Raw genomic sequence first — 18,742 nt, forward strand, 5'->3', positions numbered from 1 at the left:
AGCCTCCTTATAGACAGTATATCGTCTTTATCGAATAGAAATGGATAGGTCTAAGGAGTCAAAATACATCATAAAGATGGTGGAAGGACCTCATATCGCTATATAATGAAAGCATTCAATGGAAAGTAGGAGAAGCTATGGAAAACATGATTATCACAATATTACTTATCCTTACTGCCTTGTTATTATGGGAATTATTTTTTATTTTCCCAACGAGGTGGTTAAAGGTAGAGCGTATTTATTGGGATACGAAGACCCGTAAAAAAATACTGCAAATTAGTGACATTCACATTCGTCATCTCCGTGTTTCGCATGAGAAAATTCAATCAATCTTAGAAGAGGAGACTCCTGATTATGTTTTTTTGACAGGGGATTTTATTGATAAACATGAACGAGAGTTTGATTCTCTCAAATCTCTTTTACAGATGATTCAAAAGACTGGTATTGAAATGTACGGTGTTCTAGGTAATCATGATCGATATATTGATGAAGATAAAGTAGAAGAGTTGGAGAAGTTACTTCATGAATGCGGTGTGAATCTATTGAAAAATGATTACGTAGAAAAGAATGACGTTTTCATAGTTGGGATCGACGATTGTTGTAAGGGGCATTGTGACATAAATAAAAGCTTTGATTTTCATAACCCTGAGAATAAGGAAATACTAGTTCTAACGCATGATCCTGATGCTGTATTAGAGATCGATCAACCATTTTCGTTTTTTGTATCCGGTCACCTTCATGGAAAGCAAGTAAATGTTCCGTTCTTTTTCAAAATAAAAGATATGGGTAAGGTTGCTCAGCAAGGCATGTATCAGGGAAAGCATCAGCATGATAGAGGACCAATCTATATCTCAAAAGGCATAAGTCAGACGGCACTAAATATTCGTTTTTGGGTAAGAAGTGAGGTAACCGTCCATCACTTGGCACCAAGAGCAGAAAATAAATAAAAGAACTGGCTGAGTTCTAGTCATGATTTTGACTATGGAACTCAGCCAGTTTTTGTACGTAATATTGTTCTTCACGAGCCATATGGTCTGCCATCAGTTTTGAGAAGTTATTTAATATATTGGGTGATAGATTCATATCATGAACTTCATTTAAGAAGGTATGGAACAATTTCCGTTCAAGGTCTACATGAGTATTGAATTTATCTAGAATGGGGAACGATTGAAGATTTGTTTTAATGTATCCAGTTAATTCTACGGCTTTTGCATAAAAATGATCAAAATGCTTTTGGAAATCCTGTGATTTTCGTTTCAAGTGATGATCACCTAGTTCTTCTTGGAGTGCCCCTGCGTGTACTGAAGCATCTGTAAGCCATAGCATATGGTGGTGCAATTCATGAAAAACAGGAGGCTTTTCACCTTTGCCAAGATAACCGATTACAAGTAAATACTCTTCGAGTTCAGTGACCATATGATGTAGAAATGATGTTGATAAATCGATAGCAATTTCATCATTTATGGATTGTTCAATAAGGGAGAGTTTCAAACGACGAAAATTACGTACATCCTCTCCAACCTCTTTTGTAAATGTAGGTATATCTTCAATATATTGCTCACATATGGTTTGGAGATAGGTATCAAATGTATGTATGAAATTCTCTGCGTGAGCAACTAGTTTATATTCTTTTGACGAGAGTGCATGATGAATAAAATTGGCGTGATCTCTAAGGACCTGTAGCCAAAAACTATGTTCATACAAGGCAGCATCCTTATAGGACTTCATCTCAGTGACCCTCCTAGACATGACTTCTTCTTCATCATATGCGGAGGAAACGGGACGCATGTGCTTTTTCTTAAAAATTCCATACTTCTACACAACTTTTCCTTTACTTGGAGGGTAATGGAATTTTTATCTGAACAAAAAAATTACGCCCAATTTTGAGCGTAACTAGGTGAATGTGAATTAACGTTGTGACTTCCGATAGCCGGCTTGTTGGGCTTCTTCTTCAGTTTGGAAAAAGACTTGACCTTTAACGCGATTATAGAACTGGCCGCCTGGAATATGATAGATAAGCTCGCCTCTGCCATTACGATTTCCTTTGATTTGAGGTGTAGATGGCTGTTGAGTTGGGGCGAGTTCTTGTGTTGCTGGAACAGCTGGGCTTTTACTTGTGTCCGGTTTACGGGTGGAGGCACTTGAATAGACCATTCCCATCAAAAACCCACTCGCGATCAGACCGGCATATGTAAGAAGCTTTACAATGATCCTCATGTTTTCCCCTCCCTAACGTTAGCCTATTCCCTATCAAATAGGATGTGAAACTATGACCGAATTTTGTAACCTCAGTATATACCTAATCGTCTTATAAATGAATGAGAAAAAAGGGTGAAATCTCTGAGTTTAATACAAGAAGATTGAAAAAACGAACCGAAAGAACTAGTCATTCATAAGGATTCGGGTTGTTTTTTTGCTCTTTTTGTTACACTTTAAGATAGTATAAAATTTTAGCAATGGAGCAATTCGACGTAGTGAAAATTTTGAAAGTATGAAGTATAAGCTAAGGCTAAGCCTCTGTCTGCGCCTTAAAAGGCTTGCCAATCGGCAAGTTTTCTTTAAAAGAAGGAGGGTCTATATGCGGAAAGGTATTACCTTATTTAACCTATCGTTCGTGTTATTGCTCGTAGCTTGTAACAGTAGCGATGGGCCAGCAGAAAAGCTCTATTTTGTTCAATTAGATGAATTTGGAAACTCACAAGAGCTTTCTATTTCAAATGATCAGTATATATCTGATGTTGAGTCGATATTGGAACAGGCAGACTGGGAAGGGGTAGATAAAGTTCATAAGACAACGCTCTATTCCTTTTACTTTAAGAGAAATGGTTCCTATGGTCCGAGTCATATCGTTTGGCGAGACCCTGAGGACCATAAAATAAAATTGTATAGTGAAAAGAAACGGGCTTTTACAGTATTAAATGCGGAGGAAAATAAGACCTTACAAAAATTAAAGCGTATTGGAGAAGACAACTATCTAGCTGAGCAATTAGATGAATAAACCTGAGTGAGGTTAGTCCTCCTCACCCAGAATTTTACTTAGTGCATCTAAATCGTTATAAATTTCCTGCAGTAAACCGCCATTATAAAAGATAGCAGCGGGGTGGTAGAGCGGAAATACTTTGTAGACTTTATCAGACCATACATAGTGCTTATCATCTAGATCTTGTAATTCTAAAATGGGGCTTTTAATAAGCCTCCCATGTGACTCTGATATTTTGTAGGCTTTCCCTAATAAGCGTTTTAGAGCAATGTTTCCTAACGTAACAATAATCTCAGGGTCCATTTCTTGAACTTGATAATCCAGAAGCGGAGCATGCGCTAATATTTCTTTTTGATTAGGAGCGCGATTCGGTGTTTTAGTCATTTTGTTTCCCTCTTTGTCCGCTGTTTCTACAATCTTATACGGGCGGCTACGAACCACACTCGTAATATATATTTCTTCTCGAGTTAGGCCAATATATTCCATGGATTCGGTTAGTTTATCCCCAGCTCGTCCAATGAATGGTTCACCTTGCAAGACTTCATTTCGTCCAGGAGCTTCACCAATTAGCATGATTTTAGGGTTTTGGGGACCTTTCCCTGGTACGAATCCCTCTGTTTGATAGGGTTCTATGCGTTCAAGCCCAAGTTTTTTTAAATGTTCAGGAAACATTATAAAGCCTCCTTTCACAAATATTTCCTAATTTTAACATGATCCTTCTTTATTCTTTCACAAAAATCCTCTATACTACTAATAATTAAACTCTTTTAAGTCGACATGAGGTGAACACACATGAAGGGAATTGCAGTGTTTTGTGGCTCACGTTTAGGGGCAACAGAAGCATATAAAGAAGGAGCGATTAAGCTTGGTAAAGTAATGGCTGACCAGGGAATTACGCTCATTTACGGAGGATCAAGTGTTGGACTTATGGGTGCTTTAGCAGATACTGTTTTAGAGAATGGTGGAGATGCTATTGGTGTTATCCCACAGACACTTGTTGAAAAAGAAGTCGCTCACCATAGCTTAACTGACTTACATATCGTGAACACGATGCATGAACGTAAAGCGAAAATGGCAGAACTAGCTGACGCATTTATAACCATGCCTGGTGGCGCTGGAACGATGGAGGAATTTTTTGAAGTGTACACCTGGGCTCAAATTGGTATTCATGATAAGCCGTTTGGACTCTACAATGTAAATCAGTATTATACTCCACTTATCTCCTTATTCGATCATATGGTGAATCAGGAATTTTTAAGTCAGGAGAACCGAGATATGGTGATGATTGATAAAGATGCTGAAGCTTTATTACAGAAGTTTAGTTCATTTAAAGATAAACACTAAGGAGAATGTTCAAATTAGGCATTCTCTTTTTTAATTATGTTAAAAAAAGACCTCATGTATAAAGAAAAAGCAAAAAAGTTTCTTGAACAATATGACAAAGTTTATCAGTATGTTGTTAATGTACCTTAATATAATAACTTCAAAACCAAACAAGAAGCGATCGATTATTTAAAACAATACATGCTAAATGGAAAATTTACTTCTTGCACATCGGTCATACGCCCTGAATACAGTATAAGAGCATAGTTTTCATAATAATTCGGAGGGGTTTTATGGCTGTAGTTAAAGCTACAACTCAAGATAAAAAGTTGCTTGCCCGTTTAATGCGTGCAGAAGCGGAGAGTGATGGAAGATTAGGGATGCTTATGGTGGGAAACACAGGGATTAATCGTGTTCGCGTACGTTGCTCGGACTTTGAAGATATCAATTCCATTCAAAGAATGGTCTATCAGCGACCTGGGGGTTTTGAAGCTACATTGAAAGGTTATTTTTATCAACGAGCTCGTGAGAAGGACTTACGGCTAGCTGAAAAAGCTATAGCTGGTAAAAGATACTTCCCTGCTTCCTACTCACTTTGGTTCTTTGCTCCAGAGGGTGATTGTCCCCCAACATGGTTTGGTCAAGACTTAGAAGGACGTTATAAAACACACTGCTTCTATAAACCAACGTATGAAGAGTGTAAAGAAGTATTTACAACTTGGTAGGACAAAAAAGGAGCTTAACTTGTAAGCTCCTTTTTCATGCCTTTATGAGACAGCCTTATGATTCTATATGCAAGCCAACTTTTTCATCCTCAAGCTCTACATACTTCATGTCTTCTTTTTGATCAAAGTTCATTTCTTTTACAAGTAGGTTGTTCTGTAACAGCTCTTGGAACAGCTTGATCACTTCTTTCATTGTTTCACTACCGTCGAAAGTAAGATTTACACGTTGCTCAACTGATAAATTCAGCTCTTTACGGTATTGTTGTACCGCACGGATAAGCTCACGTGCTAGCCCTTCTTTACGCAGATCTTCTGTTATTTCAGTGTTTAAGAAGACCATGTACGTTTGATTGGATGCCATTTCCATACCTTGTTGTGTCGTCTGATTCACAATAAGATCCTCTTGCTCGATACGAACCGTTTCCCCAGAAGGCGCTTCTGTTTCGAAATAGCCTTGATCAACGACCAGCTTCGCATCATTAGCAGATAAGCCTTTTAGCGCTTTTTGAACAACGCCAACGAGTTTACCAAGCTTTGGTCCGGCAGTTGGGAAGTTCAATTTGATTTCGTATTGAACAGCAGCTCCAGCGCTCTCCGTTAATTGAACATCTTTTACATTGATCTCATCTTCAATAATATAAGAGTACTGCTCTAACGCTGCGTTATCCTCTTTTGACCCAACAACTGTAAGCTCAGCAAGTGGTTGCTTTGTTTTAATGTTTGTCGCGTTACGGCTGTGACGTGCGAGCTCAACAACTTGGAGTACTCGATCCATATCTTCCTCCAGAGCATCATCTTTTTCAGATACATCTGATTGGGGAAAATCAGCTAAGTGTACACTTTCTCCTGTTAAGTTCATATGAATGTCATCAGCTATAAATGGTGTATATGGAGCAAGTAACTGACTCGTACGGGTTAATACTTTGTGTAGCGTATGGTAAGCAGCAAGCTTATCGTCATTCATACCTTCGCTCCAGAAACGATCACGGGAACGACGGATGTACCAGTTACTTACTTGTTCAACAAAATCAGATAGCTCACGAGCACCTGCTGTGAAATCATAGTCATCTAAGTGCTTCGTTACATTTTCTGTAATTGTTTGTAGACGTGATAGAACCCACTTATCAAGCAAGGAACGTTCTCCTTGTTCATGGTTAGTTGGATCGAAGCTATCGATATTTGCATAGAGCGTATAGAAAGAATGCACGTTATTTAGTGTATCAATCAGCTTTGATTTTGCCTGACTTACAATGTTTGCAGAGAAACGCTTGTTATTCCATGGGGCACTGTCTGCTAGTAATGCCCAACGTAATGCATCTGCTCCGTAATTTTCAACGAGTTCCATCGGTGCAATAACATTTCCTTTACTCTTCGACATTTTACGGCCGTTTTCATCTAAAATATGACCTAGAGAAAGAACACGCTTATATGGTGCTTTCCCAGTGAAGAGAGATGAAACAGCTAATAAACTGTAGAACCAACCACGCGTTTGGTCAACACCTTCTGCAATGACATCTGCTGGGAACTGCTTTTCAAATAGTTCTTTGTTTTCGAATGGATAGTGGTATTGGGCGAAAGGCATGGAACCACTGTCGAACCAAACGTCGATCACTTCTTTTGTACGTTCCATGTCACCAGAACATGAAGGACATTCAAGGGTTACATCATCTACATATGGCTTGTGGAGTTCAATGTCTTCTTCCACATGCCCTTTTGCTTGATCACGCATATCCTGTACACTCTTCGGGGCATACTGGTGGTCACAGCTATTACATACCCAAACGTTTAATGGTGTGCCCCAGTAACGGTTACGTCCAAGGTTCCAGTCGACCATATTTTCGAGAAACTTCCCAAAGCGGCCGTCACGCATGTGATCTGGATGCCAATTCACAGATTGGTTATTTGCCATGATCGTATCTTTTATATCTGTTGTTTTAATAAACCAGCCTTCCATTGCGTAGTAGATTAATGGAGAGTCACAACGCCAACAGTGCGGGTAGCTGTGTTCATATTTTTCTTTAGAGAATAGAAGGTCCTGGTCAGCTAGCATTTTGATGATGCTTACATCACAGTCCTTTGCAAACTCTCCTGCTAGTGGTTTGATTTCTTCTGTGTAGCAGCCAGCCTGGTCAACTACATTCACGAAATCTAATCCGCTTTCTTTAATAGCATTGTAGTCATCTTCACCATGTGCAGGAGCAAGGTGAACCACACCTGTTCCGCTATCATCAGTTACGAAGCTAGCCGAGATGACCTCATGACCACGATCTAGATTTAAGAAATCAAATGGTGGCTGGTAGGATAGCCCAACAAATTCGCTACCTTTATGTTCGCTAACTACTTTGAATTCGTCACCCAATACATCCTCAGCTAAGTTTTTTGCAACGATATATACATCATCGCCTTGTTGCGCTTTTACATAATCAAGGTCTTCATGAATTGCTAAAGCAACGTTTGCAGGGAGTGTCCAAGGTGTTGTTGTCCAACCTAGGAAGAATTCATTTTCTTTTCCTTCTACTTTAAACTTTGCTGTAACAGAAAGGTCTTTCACGTCTTTATAACCTTGTGCAACTTCATGTGAGCTTAGGGAAGTCTGACAGCTCGGGCAGTATGGGGCAACACGGTGACCGCGATCAAGCAATCCTTTTTCATGGATCGTTGAAAGGATGTACCATACACTTTCGATGTAGTTATTTTGCAGGGTTACATACGGATCATCCATGTCGACCCAGTACCCAATAGCTTCGGTAAATGTGCGCCACTGACGTTCATAGTCGAATACGCTCTTTTTACACTCTTCAATAAATTTTTCTACACCATATTCTTCAATCTCATGTTTTCCAGAGATGCCGATTTTCTTTTCTACACCAAGTTCTACGGGAAGACCATGTGTATCCCAACCAGCTTTACGAATCACCTGGTAACCACGCATCGTTTTGTAGCGTGCGACGAAATCTTTAATAACACGCCCTAAAACGTGGCCGGCATGGGGTAAACCATTTGCAGTTGGAGGCCCTTCATAAAAGACGAAGGTTTCCTTTCCTTCACGATTTGTTACAGATCGTTTGAATGTATCTTGCATTTGCCATTGCTCTTTGACACGATTCTCACGCTGAAGTGCGTTCTCATTCACATCAACTTTTTTCATGTTACTCACTCCTGTTTGGTTTTAAAAAAGAATTTTCCTTTTTCCTGAATTAGAGGGACTCAATCCGGAACCATGAAGCTTCTATCCAGAACTAGAGCACTCAATAAAGCACTAACTTTACAAAACCCCCGTAAAATACAAAAAACTCGCCCCTAAAATAGGGACGAGTTTTACCCGTGTTACCACCCTGATTCCAGAATTCGCTCATTGAGAGCAATATTCTGGCACTCATACGACGTACCATCATACGCGTTCCGCTTAACGGTGGAATTCCGGGAAAACCTAAATCTAGCTTCAGCTTTCCTTCTCGGAGAGGATTTTCAACGGGGTCTGAACATTGGCTCTCAGCGTTTACCAACTCTCTGGGGAACAGAACTCACGTTTACTCGTTCTCGTCTACGAATTTCTAACGATATATGTTACGTCTAAGCATATAGTAAGCTTTTTACCGTGTCAATAGGCATGAGCGGATGTTCAACCTCCGTCTAAAGTCGTACCCGTTTTCCCTCCATGTTCTGAGTACATGGAGAATATCTATCACTACGATAGAGGTAAGGAGGTTGTTCATATTGATTAAAGATTTATATGAAGCTCATTTACCTGTGAGTAATATCAAACAATCCATTGATTTTTACGAAGAATTAGGATTACAGCTAGCATTTGAAGGGGAACGCGTAACATTTTTATGGATTAATAAAGGGAAAAGCTGGCTTGGGTTGTGGGAAGGTGAGTCAGTTGAAACCCCTTACCACCCTTCCATTCGTCATCTAGCCTTTCATGTGGAACTAGCAGATATGAAAAAGGCAAAATCATGGTTAGAGACAAAAGGGATTGAGGTGCGTGAAGCTTTTGGTTTTTCAAAAGATCATCAGCCACTTGTCTTAATGAACGAACCAAATGCTCATGCTGCTATCTACTTTAATGATCCAGATGGTAACTCAATTGAATTGATAACCCCCTTGGTTTACGACATGAATGAAAAAAAGAACATGATGTCTTTACAGCAATGGGAAGAAGAAATCGGTTTTGTGTAGAGTCTAATGCATACGTTCCTAGAAACGTGATATGTTAATAGGAAAAGGGTTTGCAAAGGAGTACGTATGAGACAACAACAGGTGATTAACGCAGATGATTATGGGGATGGTATTCCAATTATATTTATTCACCCACCTGGAATGGGGCGAACCGTATTTTCATATCAGCGCCAACTATCTGCGATGTATCGAATTATCTTACCAGATTTGAGTGGACACGGTGATTCAAAAACACAAACAAAGGACGTCACGATCGATACATATGTTGAAGAACTTAGAGTGCTGTTAGATTCCAAAGGTATCGAAAAGGCAGTGGTATGTGGTTATTCAGCTGGTAGTATGGTGGCACAGCAGTTTGTTATAAAATATCCAAATCGAACACAGGGGTTAATTTTATCCGGAGGCTTTCCAAAAGTGGACACCATGGGGTTAAAGATTGAGTACACCCTTGGAATGAAGTTGCTATTGAAGTCACCTCGTAAATTAATGAATGTTCTTGCAAAAGGACATACAAGTATTAAGGAATTCAAAGAATTGTTAATATCAGAGATGGAGAAAAATGATACAGAAGTGTGGTATAAGTTTTATAATGAATCTCTGCAGTTTGATTGTACAGAGAGATTGCAACAGATTAAGTGTCCGACTCTAATGATGTACGGTAATCGGGCATTTTGGATAAATGCTCACAAAAAGTTTTACCAAAACCTCTCGAACTGTGAATGTTTATATGTAAATGGTGCATTTCATCAGTTACCTACTAAGCATTTTGACGTTTTTAATGCGAATATCCATAACTTTATACAAGATCGAGTTGTGCCTGCTACTTGGTGAAAACACTAAGGGCAGGCTTTTTCTATTCCGTTACATGCATTGATTAACTCTTTTTTTACCATACTAAAGGTTAGAATCGTGAACGGGAGGTTTCTTTGTGGGGTCACAATCGTGGAAAGAGCTATTTAAAAAAGGAAATAAGTCTTCTGCTACTGCTGCAGGGGGGAATCTAATTATAGCTATTGCTAAAACTATAGCAGCTGTTGTTAGTGGCAGTGGGGCAATGCTTGCTACAGCACTTCACTCATATGCCGATACGATTAACCAAGGATTTGTGTATTTCGGAAGTGTGTTAGCTCAAAAAAATCCTACGCCTCGTTTTCCTACCGGATTTGGGCGCGTGATAAATTTATTTGTAATGGTAGCTGTTCTAATCGTAACCGTGCTTGGATATGAATCCGTTAAAGAAGGCTGGCATCTTATTCAACATCCAAAAGAAAGTGGTGCATTTTGGCTGAATATTTCGGTTCTCATATTGAATGTAGTCATTGACGGAGGCATATTGATCAAGGTAATGAAAGAGATTAATAAAGAAGCCCGGGATGAGAGTGTATCTGGCTTTCAAATCATACCTGGAGCAATACGAAACCTTCCAGATGCTACTCCTCCGACCCGCCTAGTTTTCTTTGAGGATGTAGTAGCTGTAACTGGAGCTTTTCTTGCTATCATTGCAGTTATTGTGACGACCTTTACGAACTTTGCCATGCTTGATGGGATTTCTACGTTATTGATTGGAGTGCTGATGCTTGCTGTAGCACTAAGAATTGGTTATGAAAACACCCTTGGTTTAATTGGAGTCTCAGCACCTAAGGATGTAGAAGAAGATGTAGGATATATGATTTTGGAGCATGACCAAGTTGAGGATATTCGCAAGTTACGTGTAGTTAAGGAAGGGAGAGCCTATCATGTAGAGGCAATGTTAGAATTAACACCTGGTCTCTCTCTAGCTGAAGCGGATGATATCAAATTTAAAGTGTGGGATAAACTCTTGAATAGTCCGGATATATCAGATGTAACGCTGGGTATTATTGAATCCAATGAGAAGAAAGATTGGGACCCAGACCAAAAAGAACAAAAAGAAGTTAAAGAGTGGGATAATCCAAAGGAAAATGAAGAGGAAAAGTAGGATGGAAAATGTAAAGAAAACATCGAAAACCCCCGATATTTGTCGGTTTTATTAAGCGTGATTCACGTGAAACATTGTGGATACACGCTTTTTGTATTCGACAAATTTCTGGGGGTGAACTACTTTTTTCGATTTAAATTTGCTTCCTGGTCGTATTCGCTCAATATTCGACTTTTTAGGTCCTCATAGGTTTGTTCATTATTTGTAGTTTGTGCTAACGCTTTAAGCTCATCTAGCAAATATTGCTTGTCTAACTCATAGATGTGTAAGGATTGAAAGCCATATACCGTATTACAAGCAAAATCCCATAATGTTTGGTGATACCGTGTGTCTACGGAATTTGCTAATAAGTTTAACGCTCGAATGATTTCAGTAATGAGTTGAATATTCCCTTCCGCATAGTGACGAATATAGGCATAACCTTTATATAAATAAAACTCGAAGCTCTCTTCTTGCACGATAAAACGAAGTTGTTTCTGATTATCAACTAAATATGGAGGATATGTGAGCAGTTTAGAAATGTGTAAGAGCAATTCAGCGAGTTGATGAATTGAATTACTTACTGTTTTGGGATCATTATTTCCAACAGCTTTAATTGCGATCTCGGAGAGTTTATTAAGTCCATGCTCTAAATCTTGTATTTCTCTTTGTTTTTGCCCGATTTCAATGAAAGAAAGATACTTACTTTCATCAATATCTTTGGTTTCTCCCCAATAAGATAAGATAGGGTTCTGTTCGAGTAGGTAAGAACCAATCCGTGCTTCAAGCTTTAGAACAATATCGTCTTGTCGAGCTTGTTCAATCATTTGCTTATGATCAACGATTTGTACATAACCTGATTCAGGTGCCAATATTTTATGAGCAGTGCCCAATTCTCTCACTTGTTGTTCATGGAAGAGAGCATCATCGGTGCGGTAGGGTTCTAATTCTTCTGTAACAGAATAATCGAGAATTTTCTTTGAGATTGTTTTCATGTTGTAAGTGATATTATGGACTTGCATCCAAGTTGTAGAATGGTTAATAAAATAAATAAACGTGATTCCTGCAGTAAGTGCAAGTAAAACAGTCGTTAATGGAACGGCAAAATACTGTTCTTCATTTTGGCCTGTAATAAAGATAAAAACGAGTACTACATACACAAATGCAAAGTTGAAAATACCTAATACATGTTGTGTGCGTCGATCTGACACAAAATTCATCAACATTCTTGGAGAGAATTGTCCGCTAAAAGTTGTGAGAACAACGAGTATGGAGTTTAAGGTGTACGCAGTAAGTGTTAGTATACCCCCGATTAGTGTAGTCACAAGAAGCCGAGTAACAGAGGCTTTGGACTGAAGGGCAACTGTCACAAAGTCTGGTAGTGGCGTTTTCAAGTCTAATATTAAAGTTAATATAGCTAGTAACACTGATGCAGATATGTACAAAGTTGGCATATACCATAAAGTCAGCTTGAGTTCGTGCTGACGGAGTCTCTTTGACATAGTTATGTATTTTCTTACTCCTGGTGGAATCATTTTCATAAGCATAAGCGGCAACTCCTTTATGGTCAATTCGTATTGTTTTATACCCATATTCATACTAGGGAAAAACCTGGATTTGTTAGTGCCTTTTCATTTAAAGGATCATAAAACTTCGATATACTCTTAATCAGATAAGGAGGCAGTTCTTATGAGATCTCTATTTTTAATAGGTATCGTTGCTCTTATTTTGGGGGTAACGAATCCTTCTGAAGCAGAATATAAGGAATGGTTTACAAACGAAATGAAAGATAGAAGTGATTCTGATTTAATGGATTTTGGTATTGATTTATTCGGTCCTAATTATGTTGAGAAAGAAACTAGTTACACAAATTATATTCTTTTCTCTTTATACAAAACACAACTTCCGGGGCCGACAGAAGTGACAACGGTTGGAATTTTTAATCACTTCTTTTTTGTTTCTAAGTCCCAACAAGAGCAAGAAGCTAAAGCAATAAATCTCAAATAATATAAAAGGATATGAAGGAATATGAAGTGGATTTATAAAAGCTACGAAGAACTAACGACGCAAGAATTACACGATATTATCAAAGCACGTATGGACATTTTTGTAGTGGAACAAAATTGTCCATATCCAGAAGTAGATGGATATGACCCTGAGGCTAATCATTTATGGCTTGAAGATGAGAATGGACAAGTTATAGCTTATTGTCGTTTATTTATGTCTGGAGTAAAATACAATGAAGCTTCTATTGGGCGCATCCTTGTCCTGAAAGAGATGCGTGGAAAAGAATACGGTAAAGAACTTATGACTAAGGCGCTAAGCGTGATTAAAGACCAATTTGGTGAAAAAGCTGTTAAAATTCAAGCTCAAGAATACTTACTTGATTTTTATGGTTCATTTGGATTTGAAGGTGTTACTGAAACTTATTTAGAAGATGGTATTCCTCATGTAGACATGGTTTTGCATTATTAATTTTTAACCAATTTGACTAAATCCCTTTTCTATCGTGCAACCTAAGCGAAAAGAGAAGGAGTGGTCAAATGGGTGAACCTACAGGTAGAAAAGTGTTTATGCGAGTTATGTTTCTTGTCTTTTTCCTTATTATTTTAACTGGCATTGCTTTGTTCATTGCCTACGGTGCATACGGGGATAAACAAACATTAGAGGCTACTATGGTAAACGGTACAACTTGCAAAGTATCATATTATTTCAATGAGCTAACCATATAAATACCATAAAAGAAGCCCGCTTTCCTGAATTCAGGAAGCGGGCAATATATTTTATGAATGAGTAAGGGGAGTTCATTCATGAAAACGATACACTTGTTCATTTTTAACACCTATGCGACTTATTGGTCAGTTGTTTGGGTTAGACTGTTTGCTCCGGCACTTGTATCGAAGAAGTAGTCTCCTGCATCAGAATAGGAATACACTTCCACTGTGTAAGTTCCCGTACTTGAAGGTTGGAAAGAAACCGTTTCTTGACGTTTGGTTCCTTCAGATTTTGCAACAACACTACCAGATCCATCATATACGTACACATCAAAGTCTGGAGAAGAACCATAGAACCAAGAAGAAGACCAATCTGGCATGATCGTTGTAAGAGCTACTGGGTAATCAGTATTTGTTACTTCTAGTTCGTAAACGTCAGAAGCACCAGAACCAGATAAGTTACCATCAGCATAGAAATGGTCAGGCTTAGCAATGTTTGTTCCACTTAAGCCACCTGCGGATTCAACAGCTGCATATCCATCTAATAAACCATGTCCATAATCAATGTCTTTACCAGCAGGACCCCAGTCTTCAGCCGTTCCTGTTAAGTGGCTCTCTAACTGAGCTGGTGTTAGGGATGGATTAGCATCTAATAATAACAGAGCAGTACCAGCTGTAAATGGTGTAGCCATACTTGTACCGCTATGTGCGATGTAGCCATTACCCGTGTTTGCTTCTGGGGCAGTGATGTTATAGCCGGGAGCTACAATGTCTGGCTTAATGCGCTCATCAGCAGTATAACCACGGCTGGAGAAATCAGCTAGGAAATAGCCACCTTCACCTGGGTCAGCAGCTGCACCTACAGTAATGGCTTTTTCAGCTGCACCTGGAGAACCGACTGTGTAAGTTTCTGGCCCAGAGTTTCCTGCAGCAACCATAACGACTAAACCTGCATCAACAGCATTATTTACAGCTTCAGATGTGATGTCCGTTCCATCTGAACTAGCGCTTGAACCTAAGCTCAAGTTTAATACTTCAATTCCATACTTGTCTTTGTTTTGAACAGCCCAATCAACACCAGCAGCGATGTCACTCATGCTACCGCTACCTTGACTGTCTAGCACTTTAATACCTACAAGGCCAGCTTCTGGCGCAACACCTTTATAGGTTGCATTCGCTTCGCCTTCACCTGCTGCAATTCCTGCAACGTGTGTACCGTGACCTTGGTCGTCATAAGGGTTCACTTGTCCATTTACATAGTCTTTCCATCCAAGTACTTTCCCTTCATCTAGGTCCGTGTGAGAAGCATCGATACCTGTATCGATAACCGCTACAACGTAATCATCTTTAGAGTAGGAATCTGGGTTTCCATCACCATCTCCAGATAATCCGAAGTCACCTCGAGCTTTTTCAGTTCCAAACCAATGATTTGCAGTTCCATTACGCATTTGAACTTCAACGTCTAGCTCGACCTGTTTAACAAAAGAGATATTTTTCATTTTCTCGATTTGCTTTTTATTTAATGTTGCAGCAACTCCCTTTACAACACTATACGTATGTTTTGTAGAATACTTACCAACCTGGTTCTTCAACTTTTTGTCTAGTGCCTTTGAAGATTTACCTGGCATGTTAGATGTATCAAACTGAATGATAACTGGGAGCTTTTCGTTTTGTTGCATCTCCTTCAGCTTTTGTTCAAGATTATCGTACAGCTTGTTTTGGTCTTTATCCACCATTGCTGCAGGAGCCTCTTTCGCCTGCTTAGGATCATTCTTGTTGGCATCGTGTTGTCCAATCGAATCTGCACTCGCTAGTGTTGGTGTTAACGCTAGTGATGTTACTAGAAAAGCCGACAACCATTTGTTCTTGTTCATAATATTTCTCCCTCCCATGTTTTGAACAATTCAATTGTTTGAATGTTCTTAACGTCACTATATCAGGGAATATGCATGATTCGCTTTGAGAAAAGCATCTTACGAAAAGGCTGCCAATAAGAGGTTTGAGAGGTTGTTTGCGAAAAGGGGGAGAAAAGAATGGACAATTTGTATGTAAGGTAATATCAAAGAATCATATTATAGTTGTCTATAAACCTTGATATATAGGGGGGAAAGGGAGGGTATAAAAGAGTGATGAAAGATTTAGGGAGGAAAAGGAAACTAAATATCAATGGTTTAAAGGGATGAACCAAAGAGCACTTGAGAAAATCTATTTAATCGTTAATTTTGAATATCCCTTCTTTAATGCGAATGAAAAATAATGGACATGTTATAATGAGGTTGAGTAGTGGGAATTGAATAGTGAAGGCTTACTGAAAGGAGCCGAGGGTATGTTAAAACTCAAACGAAGGTTAAAGTTTCTGTTGCAGTTAAAAAAATCCGGACCATTTTTACTTGATTTCTTTCGCTCTCAGGAAGTAGAAAATTCAAAAAAAATTCTTTCAGTGTTACTGTTTGTAGGCTATTTCTTACTCCCAATTGATATCATCCCTGATCCCCTTCTTTTCTTAGGGTTTGTGGATGATGCAGCTGTACTTGCTTTTGTACTTGAGCGAATTGTGAAAATGGCACCTGAGTCTTTAAAACGAAAATATGGATTATTAGATGATAAAGCTTGGAGTCGTTAATCTCCAAGCTTTTTTCTATTATAGCAACTGATTCAAAAGTGTAACGCAAAAGTAAATTGGGAATTGGACTGTAGTATATAAAGGAGGTTTAAATATGAGCAAACTTCGTGCCGTAGTATTAAATGCTTCTTTAAAGACAGGAGAAGAACAATCAAATACAAGAGCTTTAATAGATGATGTCGTAAATATTATGGATAAGCATGATACTGAAACAGAGGTCATAAGGTTAGCTGATTATCATATTTCATATGGTATAGCAGAAGATATGGGAGAGGGAGATGAGTGGCCTCACATTTATGAAAAAGTGAAACAAGCTGATATCGTAATTATTGGAACTCCTATATGGCTTGGTGAAAAAAGTAGTTTGGCTACTCTTGCAATAGAGCGTCTATATGGGAGTAGTGGTGAAACAAATGCTAATGGTCAAGCTATTTACTATAACAAGGTTGCTGGCGTGGCCATTACTGGTAATGAGGATGGTGCAAAAAAAGCAGCAAGCTCTATTCTCTATGGACTTTCACATATTGGATTTACGATTCCGCCAAATGTAGATGCTTATTGGGTAGGAGAAGCTGGCCCAGGCCCCTCTTATATTGAAGCAGAAGGATATAAAAATGAATTTACAAGAGGTCATATAGACATGTTAGCGTATAACCTTGTTCATTTTGCTCGTATCTTGAAGGATCACCCTATCCCCGCAGAAGGAAATACGATGTAATCATGAATCCTCGCTTCCTATTAGATTTTGGAAGCGAGGATTTTTTCACTGTGTAATTTTTTCTTTAAATTGAATGAGCTTATCAGTCGTTTCTGGAATTAGTTTATTTAAAGTGCTAACATTCGGGGATTTCTTTTTAGATTCTGCAATCAAAGGATACAGACTGTCCTCAATGTTTTTATAATCTTTCGGGTACGTTTCTTCAACTCTTTCTTCAATTAGATCCCAATTTTCATCTAACTTCTTACCAAGTTGATTTAATTTCTCTGTGTTTTTAGGGTCTAATTTGATGGCACCTTTCATTTCTTCAATCGTTGCTGCAACGATGTCTACACCTTCTGTGAGTGTAACCTCCTCGTTGTTTTCTTGTGCTACCACATTTCCACTTCCTTCATTTACCTGAGCTGCTTGTGCAGTAAATAAACCAATTCCTACTACAAATAATGGAATGATTAAATAGATAGGTTTCATAACCTTCATCTCCTTTCGGTATTATCGCTGTTTACTTTTTCCTCTAATGGCGTATTTTATTCGAGCCTATTCATAAGAAGGATTTTTATCAGTTTTTTAGAATTAATATGGATATAAAACTTTAGGAGGGGTCTGGCTTGCAAGGTGTACGATCGATTTTAAAAGAGATGCCATCGTTTCAGAATATTAAGGAAGCTTCGTACATTGATAAGGGGTTTTCACATGATGAAAAATGGATCATTAAAACAGATGAAGGCTCCCGATTGTTTATTAAAATTTGTGATGAAAAAGTAGAAGAACACAAAGGTGAAGAGTTTCATTATATGCGCCATTTATATGAGAAAGGCATCCCCTTGCCTGAGCCAAAGCAGTTCGAGAGGTTACCCCACCACAAGAAATGTGTACAGGTCTTTGACTATGTAACAGGTCATGATGCAGAAGTTGCTCTTCCGCTATTACATGAAACTACCCAATATGAAGTGGGTGTTCATGCAGGGAAAGTGTTGAGAGATATCCATCAATTACAAAAGGAAAATCCTAGCGGAACTTGGGAAGAGTACCGTTGGGCGAAATATGAAAGGTATGCTAACGCCTTAAAGGAAATGAAAGGTGATATTCCACATACATTCAGCATGGACGCTATAACAACATTCATACAAGAGCATAAACATTTGTTAAAAAATCGACCGGTGGTGTTCATGCATGATGATTATCATCCTGGAAATTTGATGCTAGAAGACGGTCAGTTTAAGGCAGTTATTGATTTTGATCGTTTTGAGTGGGGAGATCCTTATCATGATTTTTATAAAATGGCACTTTTCACAAGAAACTTGAGTATTCCTTTTGCAATTGGGCAACTCCACGGTTACTTTGATGGGGAACCACCGATGGAATTCTGGCATCTGTATGCAGTTTATGTTGCGATGATTTTTAATTCAGATATCGTGTGGTCCATGCGCGTTGGAGGAAGTCAACCTGAGCAATCGCATAAAAGGTTAACTCAAATGTTAGAGGATCATGAAGGCTTTACACGCTATATTCCAACATGGTATGAAAACTCGTTTTAAGGA

The 18,742-nt window shown here is 38.7% G+C and carries 20 protein-coding genes and 1 other annotated feature; of the genes, 13 read left to right on the forward strand and 7 right to left on the reverse strand.

Features of this window, described 5'->3' with window-relative positions; translation table 11 throughout:
- Positions 1 to 137 precede the first annotated feature (137 nt).
- Positions 138 to 947: a metallophosphoesterase gene (locus H514_RS0107445; protein ID WP_051255073.1), complete on the forward strand. Its 810-nt coding sequence runs from the start codon at positions 138 to 140 to the stop codon at positions 945 to 947.
- A gap of 16 nt (positions 948 to 963) precedes the next feature.
- Here the strand turns inward: H514_RS0107445 and H514_RS22715 are convergent, their stop codons facing one another.
- Both H514_RS22715 and H514_RS0107455 read right to left on the reverse strand, forming a co-directional pair.
- The gene (locus tag H514_RS22715; protein ID WP_036842029.1) at positions 964 to 1,728 is read right to left on the reverse strand and encodes a DUF2935 domain-containing protein; all 765 of its coding nucleotides are present in this window, start codon (positions 1,726 to 1,728) and stop codon (positions 964 to 966) included.
- 180 nt (positions 1,729 to 1,908) lie between these two features.
- A complete protein-coding gene (locus tag H514_RS0107455; RefSeq protein ID WP_027446396.1) occupies positions 1,909 to 2,217 on the reverse strand; it encodes a sunset domain-containing protein in 309 nt (102 codons plus the stop codon).
- A gap of 361 nt (positions 2,218 to 2,578) precedes the next feature.
- On the opposite strand from H514_RS0107455, the gene H514_RS0107460 reads away from it, so the two are divergent.
- Entirely contained in the window at positions 2,579 to 2,998 is a 420-nt protein-coding gene (locus tag H514_RS0107460) for a hypothetical protein (RefSeq protein WP_027446397.1), read from the forward strand.
- A gap of 12 nt (positions 2,999 to 3,010) precedes the next feature.
- On the opposite strand, the gene H514_RS0107465 is transcribed toward H514_RS0107460, so the two are convergent.
- On the reverse strand, positions 3,011 to 3,652 hold the full coding sequence (locus H514_RS0107465) for a uracil-DNA glycosylase (protein WP_081672962.1): 642 nt from the start codon (positions 3,650 to 3,652) through the stop codon (positions 3,011 to 3,013).
- 120 nt (positions 3,653 to 3,772) lie between these two features.
- Here H514_RS0107465 and H514_RS0107470 point away from each other — a divergent pair, with 120 nt between their 5' ends.
- Positions 3,773 to 4,324, forward strand: coding sequence for an LOG family protein (locus tag H514_RS0107470; protein ID WP_027446399.1), 552 nt, complete (start codon positions 3,773 to 3,775; stop codon positions 4,322 to 4,324).
- 272 nt (positions 4,325 to 4,596) lie between these two features.
- Positions 4,597 to 5,028 carry a cell wall hydrolase gene (locus H514_RS0107480; protein WP_027446400.1) on the forward strand — a complete coding sequence of 144 codons (432 nt, stop codon included), beginning with the start codon at positions 4,597 to 4,599 and terminating at the stop codon, positions 5,026 to 5,028.
- 55 nt (positions 5,029 to 5,083) lie between these two features.
- Here the strand turns inward: H514_RS0107480 and ileS are convergent, their stop codons facing one another.
- Entirely contained in the window at positions 5,084 to 8,161 is a 3,078-nt protein-coding gene (gene ileS / locus H514_RS0107485) for an isoleucine--tRNA ligase (RefSeq protein ID WP_407946822.1), read from the reverse strand.
- A 171-nt stretch (positions 8,162 to 8,332) separates the two neighbouring features.
- Positions 8,333 to 8,584 (reverse strand) — a binding site (T-box leader).
- A gap of 161 nt (positions 8,585 to 8,745) precedes the next feature.
- On the opposite strand from ileS, the gene H514_RS0107490 reads away from it, so the two are divergent.
- The 3 genes from H514_RS0107490 to H514_RS22720 all read left to right on the forward strand — a co-directional run bounded on the left by H514_RS0107490 (position 8,746) and on the right by H514_RS22720 (position 11,167).
- Positions 8,746 to 9,210, forward strand: a complete 465-nt coding sequence (locus H514_RS0107490) for a VOC family protein (protein WP_027446402.1) — start codon at positions 8,746 to 8,748, stop codon at positions 9,208 to 9,210.
- Between the two features lie 66 nt (positions 9,211 to 9,276).
- Complete coding sequence (locus H514_RS0107495; RefSeq protein WP_027446403.1) at positions 9,277 to 10,041, forward strand: alpha/beta fold hydrolase; 765 nt, start codon at positions 9,277 to 9,279, stop codon at positions 10,039 to 10,041.
- Positions 10,042 to 10,138: 97 nt separating this feature from the next.
- Positions 10,139 to 11,167, forward strand: a complete 1,029-nt coding sequence (locus H514_RS22720) for a cation diffusion facilitator family transporter (RefSeq protein ID WP_051255074.1) — start codon at positions 10,139 to 10,141, stop codon at positions 11,165 to 11,167.
- A gap of 119 nt (positions 11,168 to 11,286) precedes the next feature.
- Here H514_RS22720 and H514_RS22725 read toward each other — a convergent pair whose 3' ends face one another.
- Entirely contained in the window at positions 11,287 to 12,693 is a 1,407-nt protein-coding gene (locus H514_RS22725) for a DUF2254 domain-containing protein (protein WP_051255075.1), read from the reverse strand.
- A 142-nt stretch (positions 12,694 to 12,835) separates the two neighbouring features.
- Between H514_RS22725 and H514_RS0107510 the strand changes: the two genes are divergently transcribed.
- The 3 genes from H514_RS0107510 to H514_RS0107520 all read left to right on the forward strand — a co-directional run bounded on the left by H514_RS0107510 (position 12,836) and on the right by H514_RS0107520 (position 13,878).
- On the forward strand, positions 12,836 to 13,153 hold the full coding sequence (locus tag H514_RS0107510) for a DUF4359 domain-containing protein (protein WP_027446404.1): 318 nt from the start codon (positions 12,836 to 12,838) through the stop codon (positions 13,151 to 13,153).
- A gap of 21 nt (positions 13,154 to 13,174) precedes the next feature.
- Complete coding sequence (locus tag H514_RS0107515) at positions 13,175 to 13,621, forward strand: GNAT family N-acetyltransferase (protein ID WP_027446405.1); 447 nt, start codon at positions 13,175 to 13,177, stop codon at positions 13,619 to 13,621.
- 68 nt (positions 13,622 to 13,689) lie between these two features.
- Positions 13,690 to 13,878, forward strand: coding sequence for a hypothetical protein (locus tag H514_RS0107520; protein WP_027446406.1), 189 nt, complete (start codon positions 13,690 to 13,692; stop codon positions 13,876 to 13,878).
- A gap of 119 nt (positions 13,879 to 13,997) precedes the next feature.
- Here H514_RS0107520 and H514_RS0107525 read toward each other — a convergent pair whose 3' ends face one another.
- On the reverse strand, positions 13,998 to 15,734 hold the full coding sequence (locus H514_RS0107525) for a S8 family serine peptidase (protein WP_027446407.1): 1,737 nt from the start codon (positions 15,732 to 15,734) through the stop codon (positions 13,998 to 14,000).
- Positions 15,735 to 16,186: 452 nt separating this feature from the next.
- Between H514_RS0107525 and H514_RS0107530 the strand changes: the two genes are divergently transcribed.
- Together H514_RS0107530 and H514_RS0107535 are read left to right on the forward strand one after the other, a co-directional pair.
- A complete protein-coding gene (locus tag H514_RS0107530) occupies positions 16,187 to 16,483 on the forward strand; it encodes a YkvA family protein (protein ID WP_027446408.1) in 297 nt (98 codons plus the stop codon).
- A 94-nt stretch (positions 16,484 to 16,577) separates the two neighbouring features.
- Positions 16,578 to 17,201 (forward strand): flavodoxin family protein, encoded by a 624-nt coding sequence (locus H514_RS0107535; protein ID WP_027446409.1) that lies wholly within the window; start codon positions 16,578 to 16,580, stop codon positions 17,199 to 17,201.
- Between the two features lie 45 nt (positions 17,202 to 17,246).
- Here the strand turns inward: H514_RS0107535 and H514_RS0107540 are convergent, their stop codons facing one another.
- A complete protein-coding gene (locus H514_RS0107540; RefSeq protein WP_027446410.1) occupies positions 17,247 to 17,672 on the reverse strand; it encodes a hypothetical protein in 426 nt (141 codons plus the stop codon).
- 137 nt (positions 17,673 to 17,809) lie between these two features.
- On the opposite strand from H514_RS0107540, the gene H514_RS0107545 reads away from it, so the two are divergent.
- Positions 17,810 to 18,739, forward strand: a complete 930-nt coding sequence (locus H514_RS0107545) for an aminoglycoside phosphotransferase family protein (protein WP_027446411.1) — start codon at positions 17,810 to 17,812, stop codon at positions 18,737 to 18,739.
- The last annotated feature ends 3 nt before the right edge of the window (positions 18,740 to 18,742 follow it).

Source organism: Pontibacillus marinus BH030004 = DSM 16465, from assembly GCF_000425225.1.
GTDB lineage: Bacteria > Bacillota > Bacilli > Bacillales > BH030062 > Pontibacillus > Pontibacillus marinus.

What these genes read in the sequence shown, in the direction of transcription:
- H514_RS0107445 (WP_051255073.1), top strand. Translation starts at nt 138, where the DNA reads ATGGAAAACATGATTATCACAATATTACTTATCCTTACTGCCTTGTTA.
- H514_RS22715 (WP_036842029.1), bottom strand. Translation starts at nt 1,728, where the DNA reads ATGAAGTCCTATAAGGATGCTGCCTTGTATGAACATAGTTTTTGGCTA.
- H514_RS0107455 (WP_027446396.1), bottom strand. Translation starts at nt 2,217, where the DNA reads ATGAGGATCATTGTAAAGCTTCTTACATATGCCGGTCTGATCGCGAGT.
- H514_RS0107460 (WP_027446397.1), top strand. Translation starts at nt 2,579, where the DNA reads ATGCGGAAAGGTATTACCTTATTTAACCTATCGTTCGTGTTATTGCTC.
- H514_RS0107465 (WP_081672962.1), bottom strand. Translation starts at nt 3,652, where the DNA reads ATGTTTCCTGAACATTTAAAAAAACTTGGGCTTGAACGCATAGAACCC.
- H514_RS0107470 (WP_027446399.1), top strand. Translation starts at nt 3,773, where the DNA reads ATGAAGGGAATTGCAGTGTTTTGTGGCTCACGTTTAGGGGCAACAGAA.
- H514_RS0107480 (WP_027446400.1), top strand. Translation starts at nt 4,597, where the DNA reads ATGGCTGTAGTTAAAGCTACAACTCAAGATAAAAAGTTGCTTGCCCGT.
- H514_RS0107495 (WP_027446403.1), top strand. Translation starts at nt 9,277, where the DNA reads ATGAGACAACAACAGGTGATTAACGCAGATGATTATGGGGATGGTATT.
- H514_RS22725 (WP_051255075.1), bottom strand. Translation starts at nt 12,693, where the DNA reads ATGCTTATGAAAATGATTCCACCAGGAGTAAGAAAATACATAACTATG.
- H514_RS0107510 (WP_027446404.1), top strand. Translation starts at nt 12,836, where the DNA reads ATGAGATCTCTATTTTTAATAGGTATCGTTGCTCTTATTTTGGGGGTA.
- H514_RS0107515 (WP_027446405.1), top strand. Translation starts at nt 13,175, where the DNA reads ATGAAGTGGATTTATAAAAGCTACGAAGAACTAACGACGCAAGAATTA.
- H514_RS0107520 (WP_027446406.1), top strand. Translation starts at nt 13,690, where the DNA reads ATGGGTGAACCTACAGGTAGAAAAGTGTTTATGCGAGTTATGTTTCTT.
- H514_RS0107525 (WP_027446407.1), bottom strand. Translation starts at nt 15,734, where the DNA reads ATGAACAAGAACAAATGGTTGTCGGCTTTTCTAGTAACATCACTAGCG.
- H514_RS0107530 (WP_027446408.1), top strand. Translation starts at nt 16,187, where the DNA reads ATGTTAAAACTCAAACGAAGGTTAAAGTTTCTGTTGCAGTTAAAAAAA.
- H514_RS0107535 (WP_027446409.1), top strand. Translation starts at nt 16,578, where the DNA reads ATGAGCAAACTTCGTGCCGTAGTATTAAATGCTTCTTTAAAGACAGGA.
- H514_RS0107540 (WP_027446410.1), bottom strand. Translation starts at nt 17,672, where the DNA reads ATGAAACCTATCTATTTAATCATTCCATTATTTGTAGTAGGAATTGGT.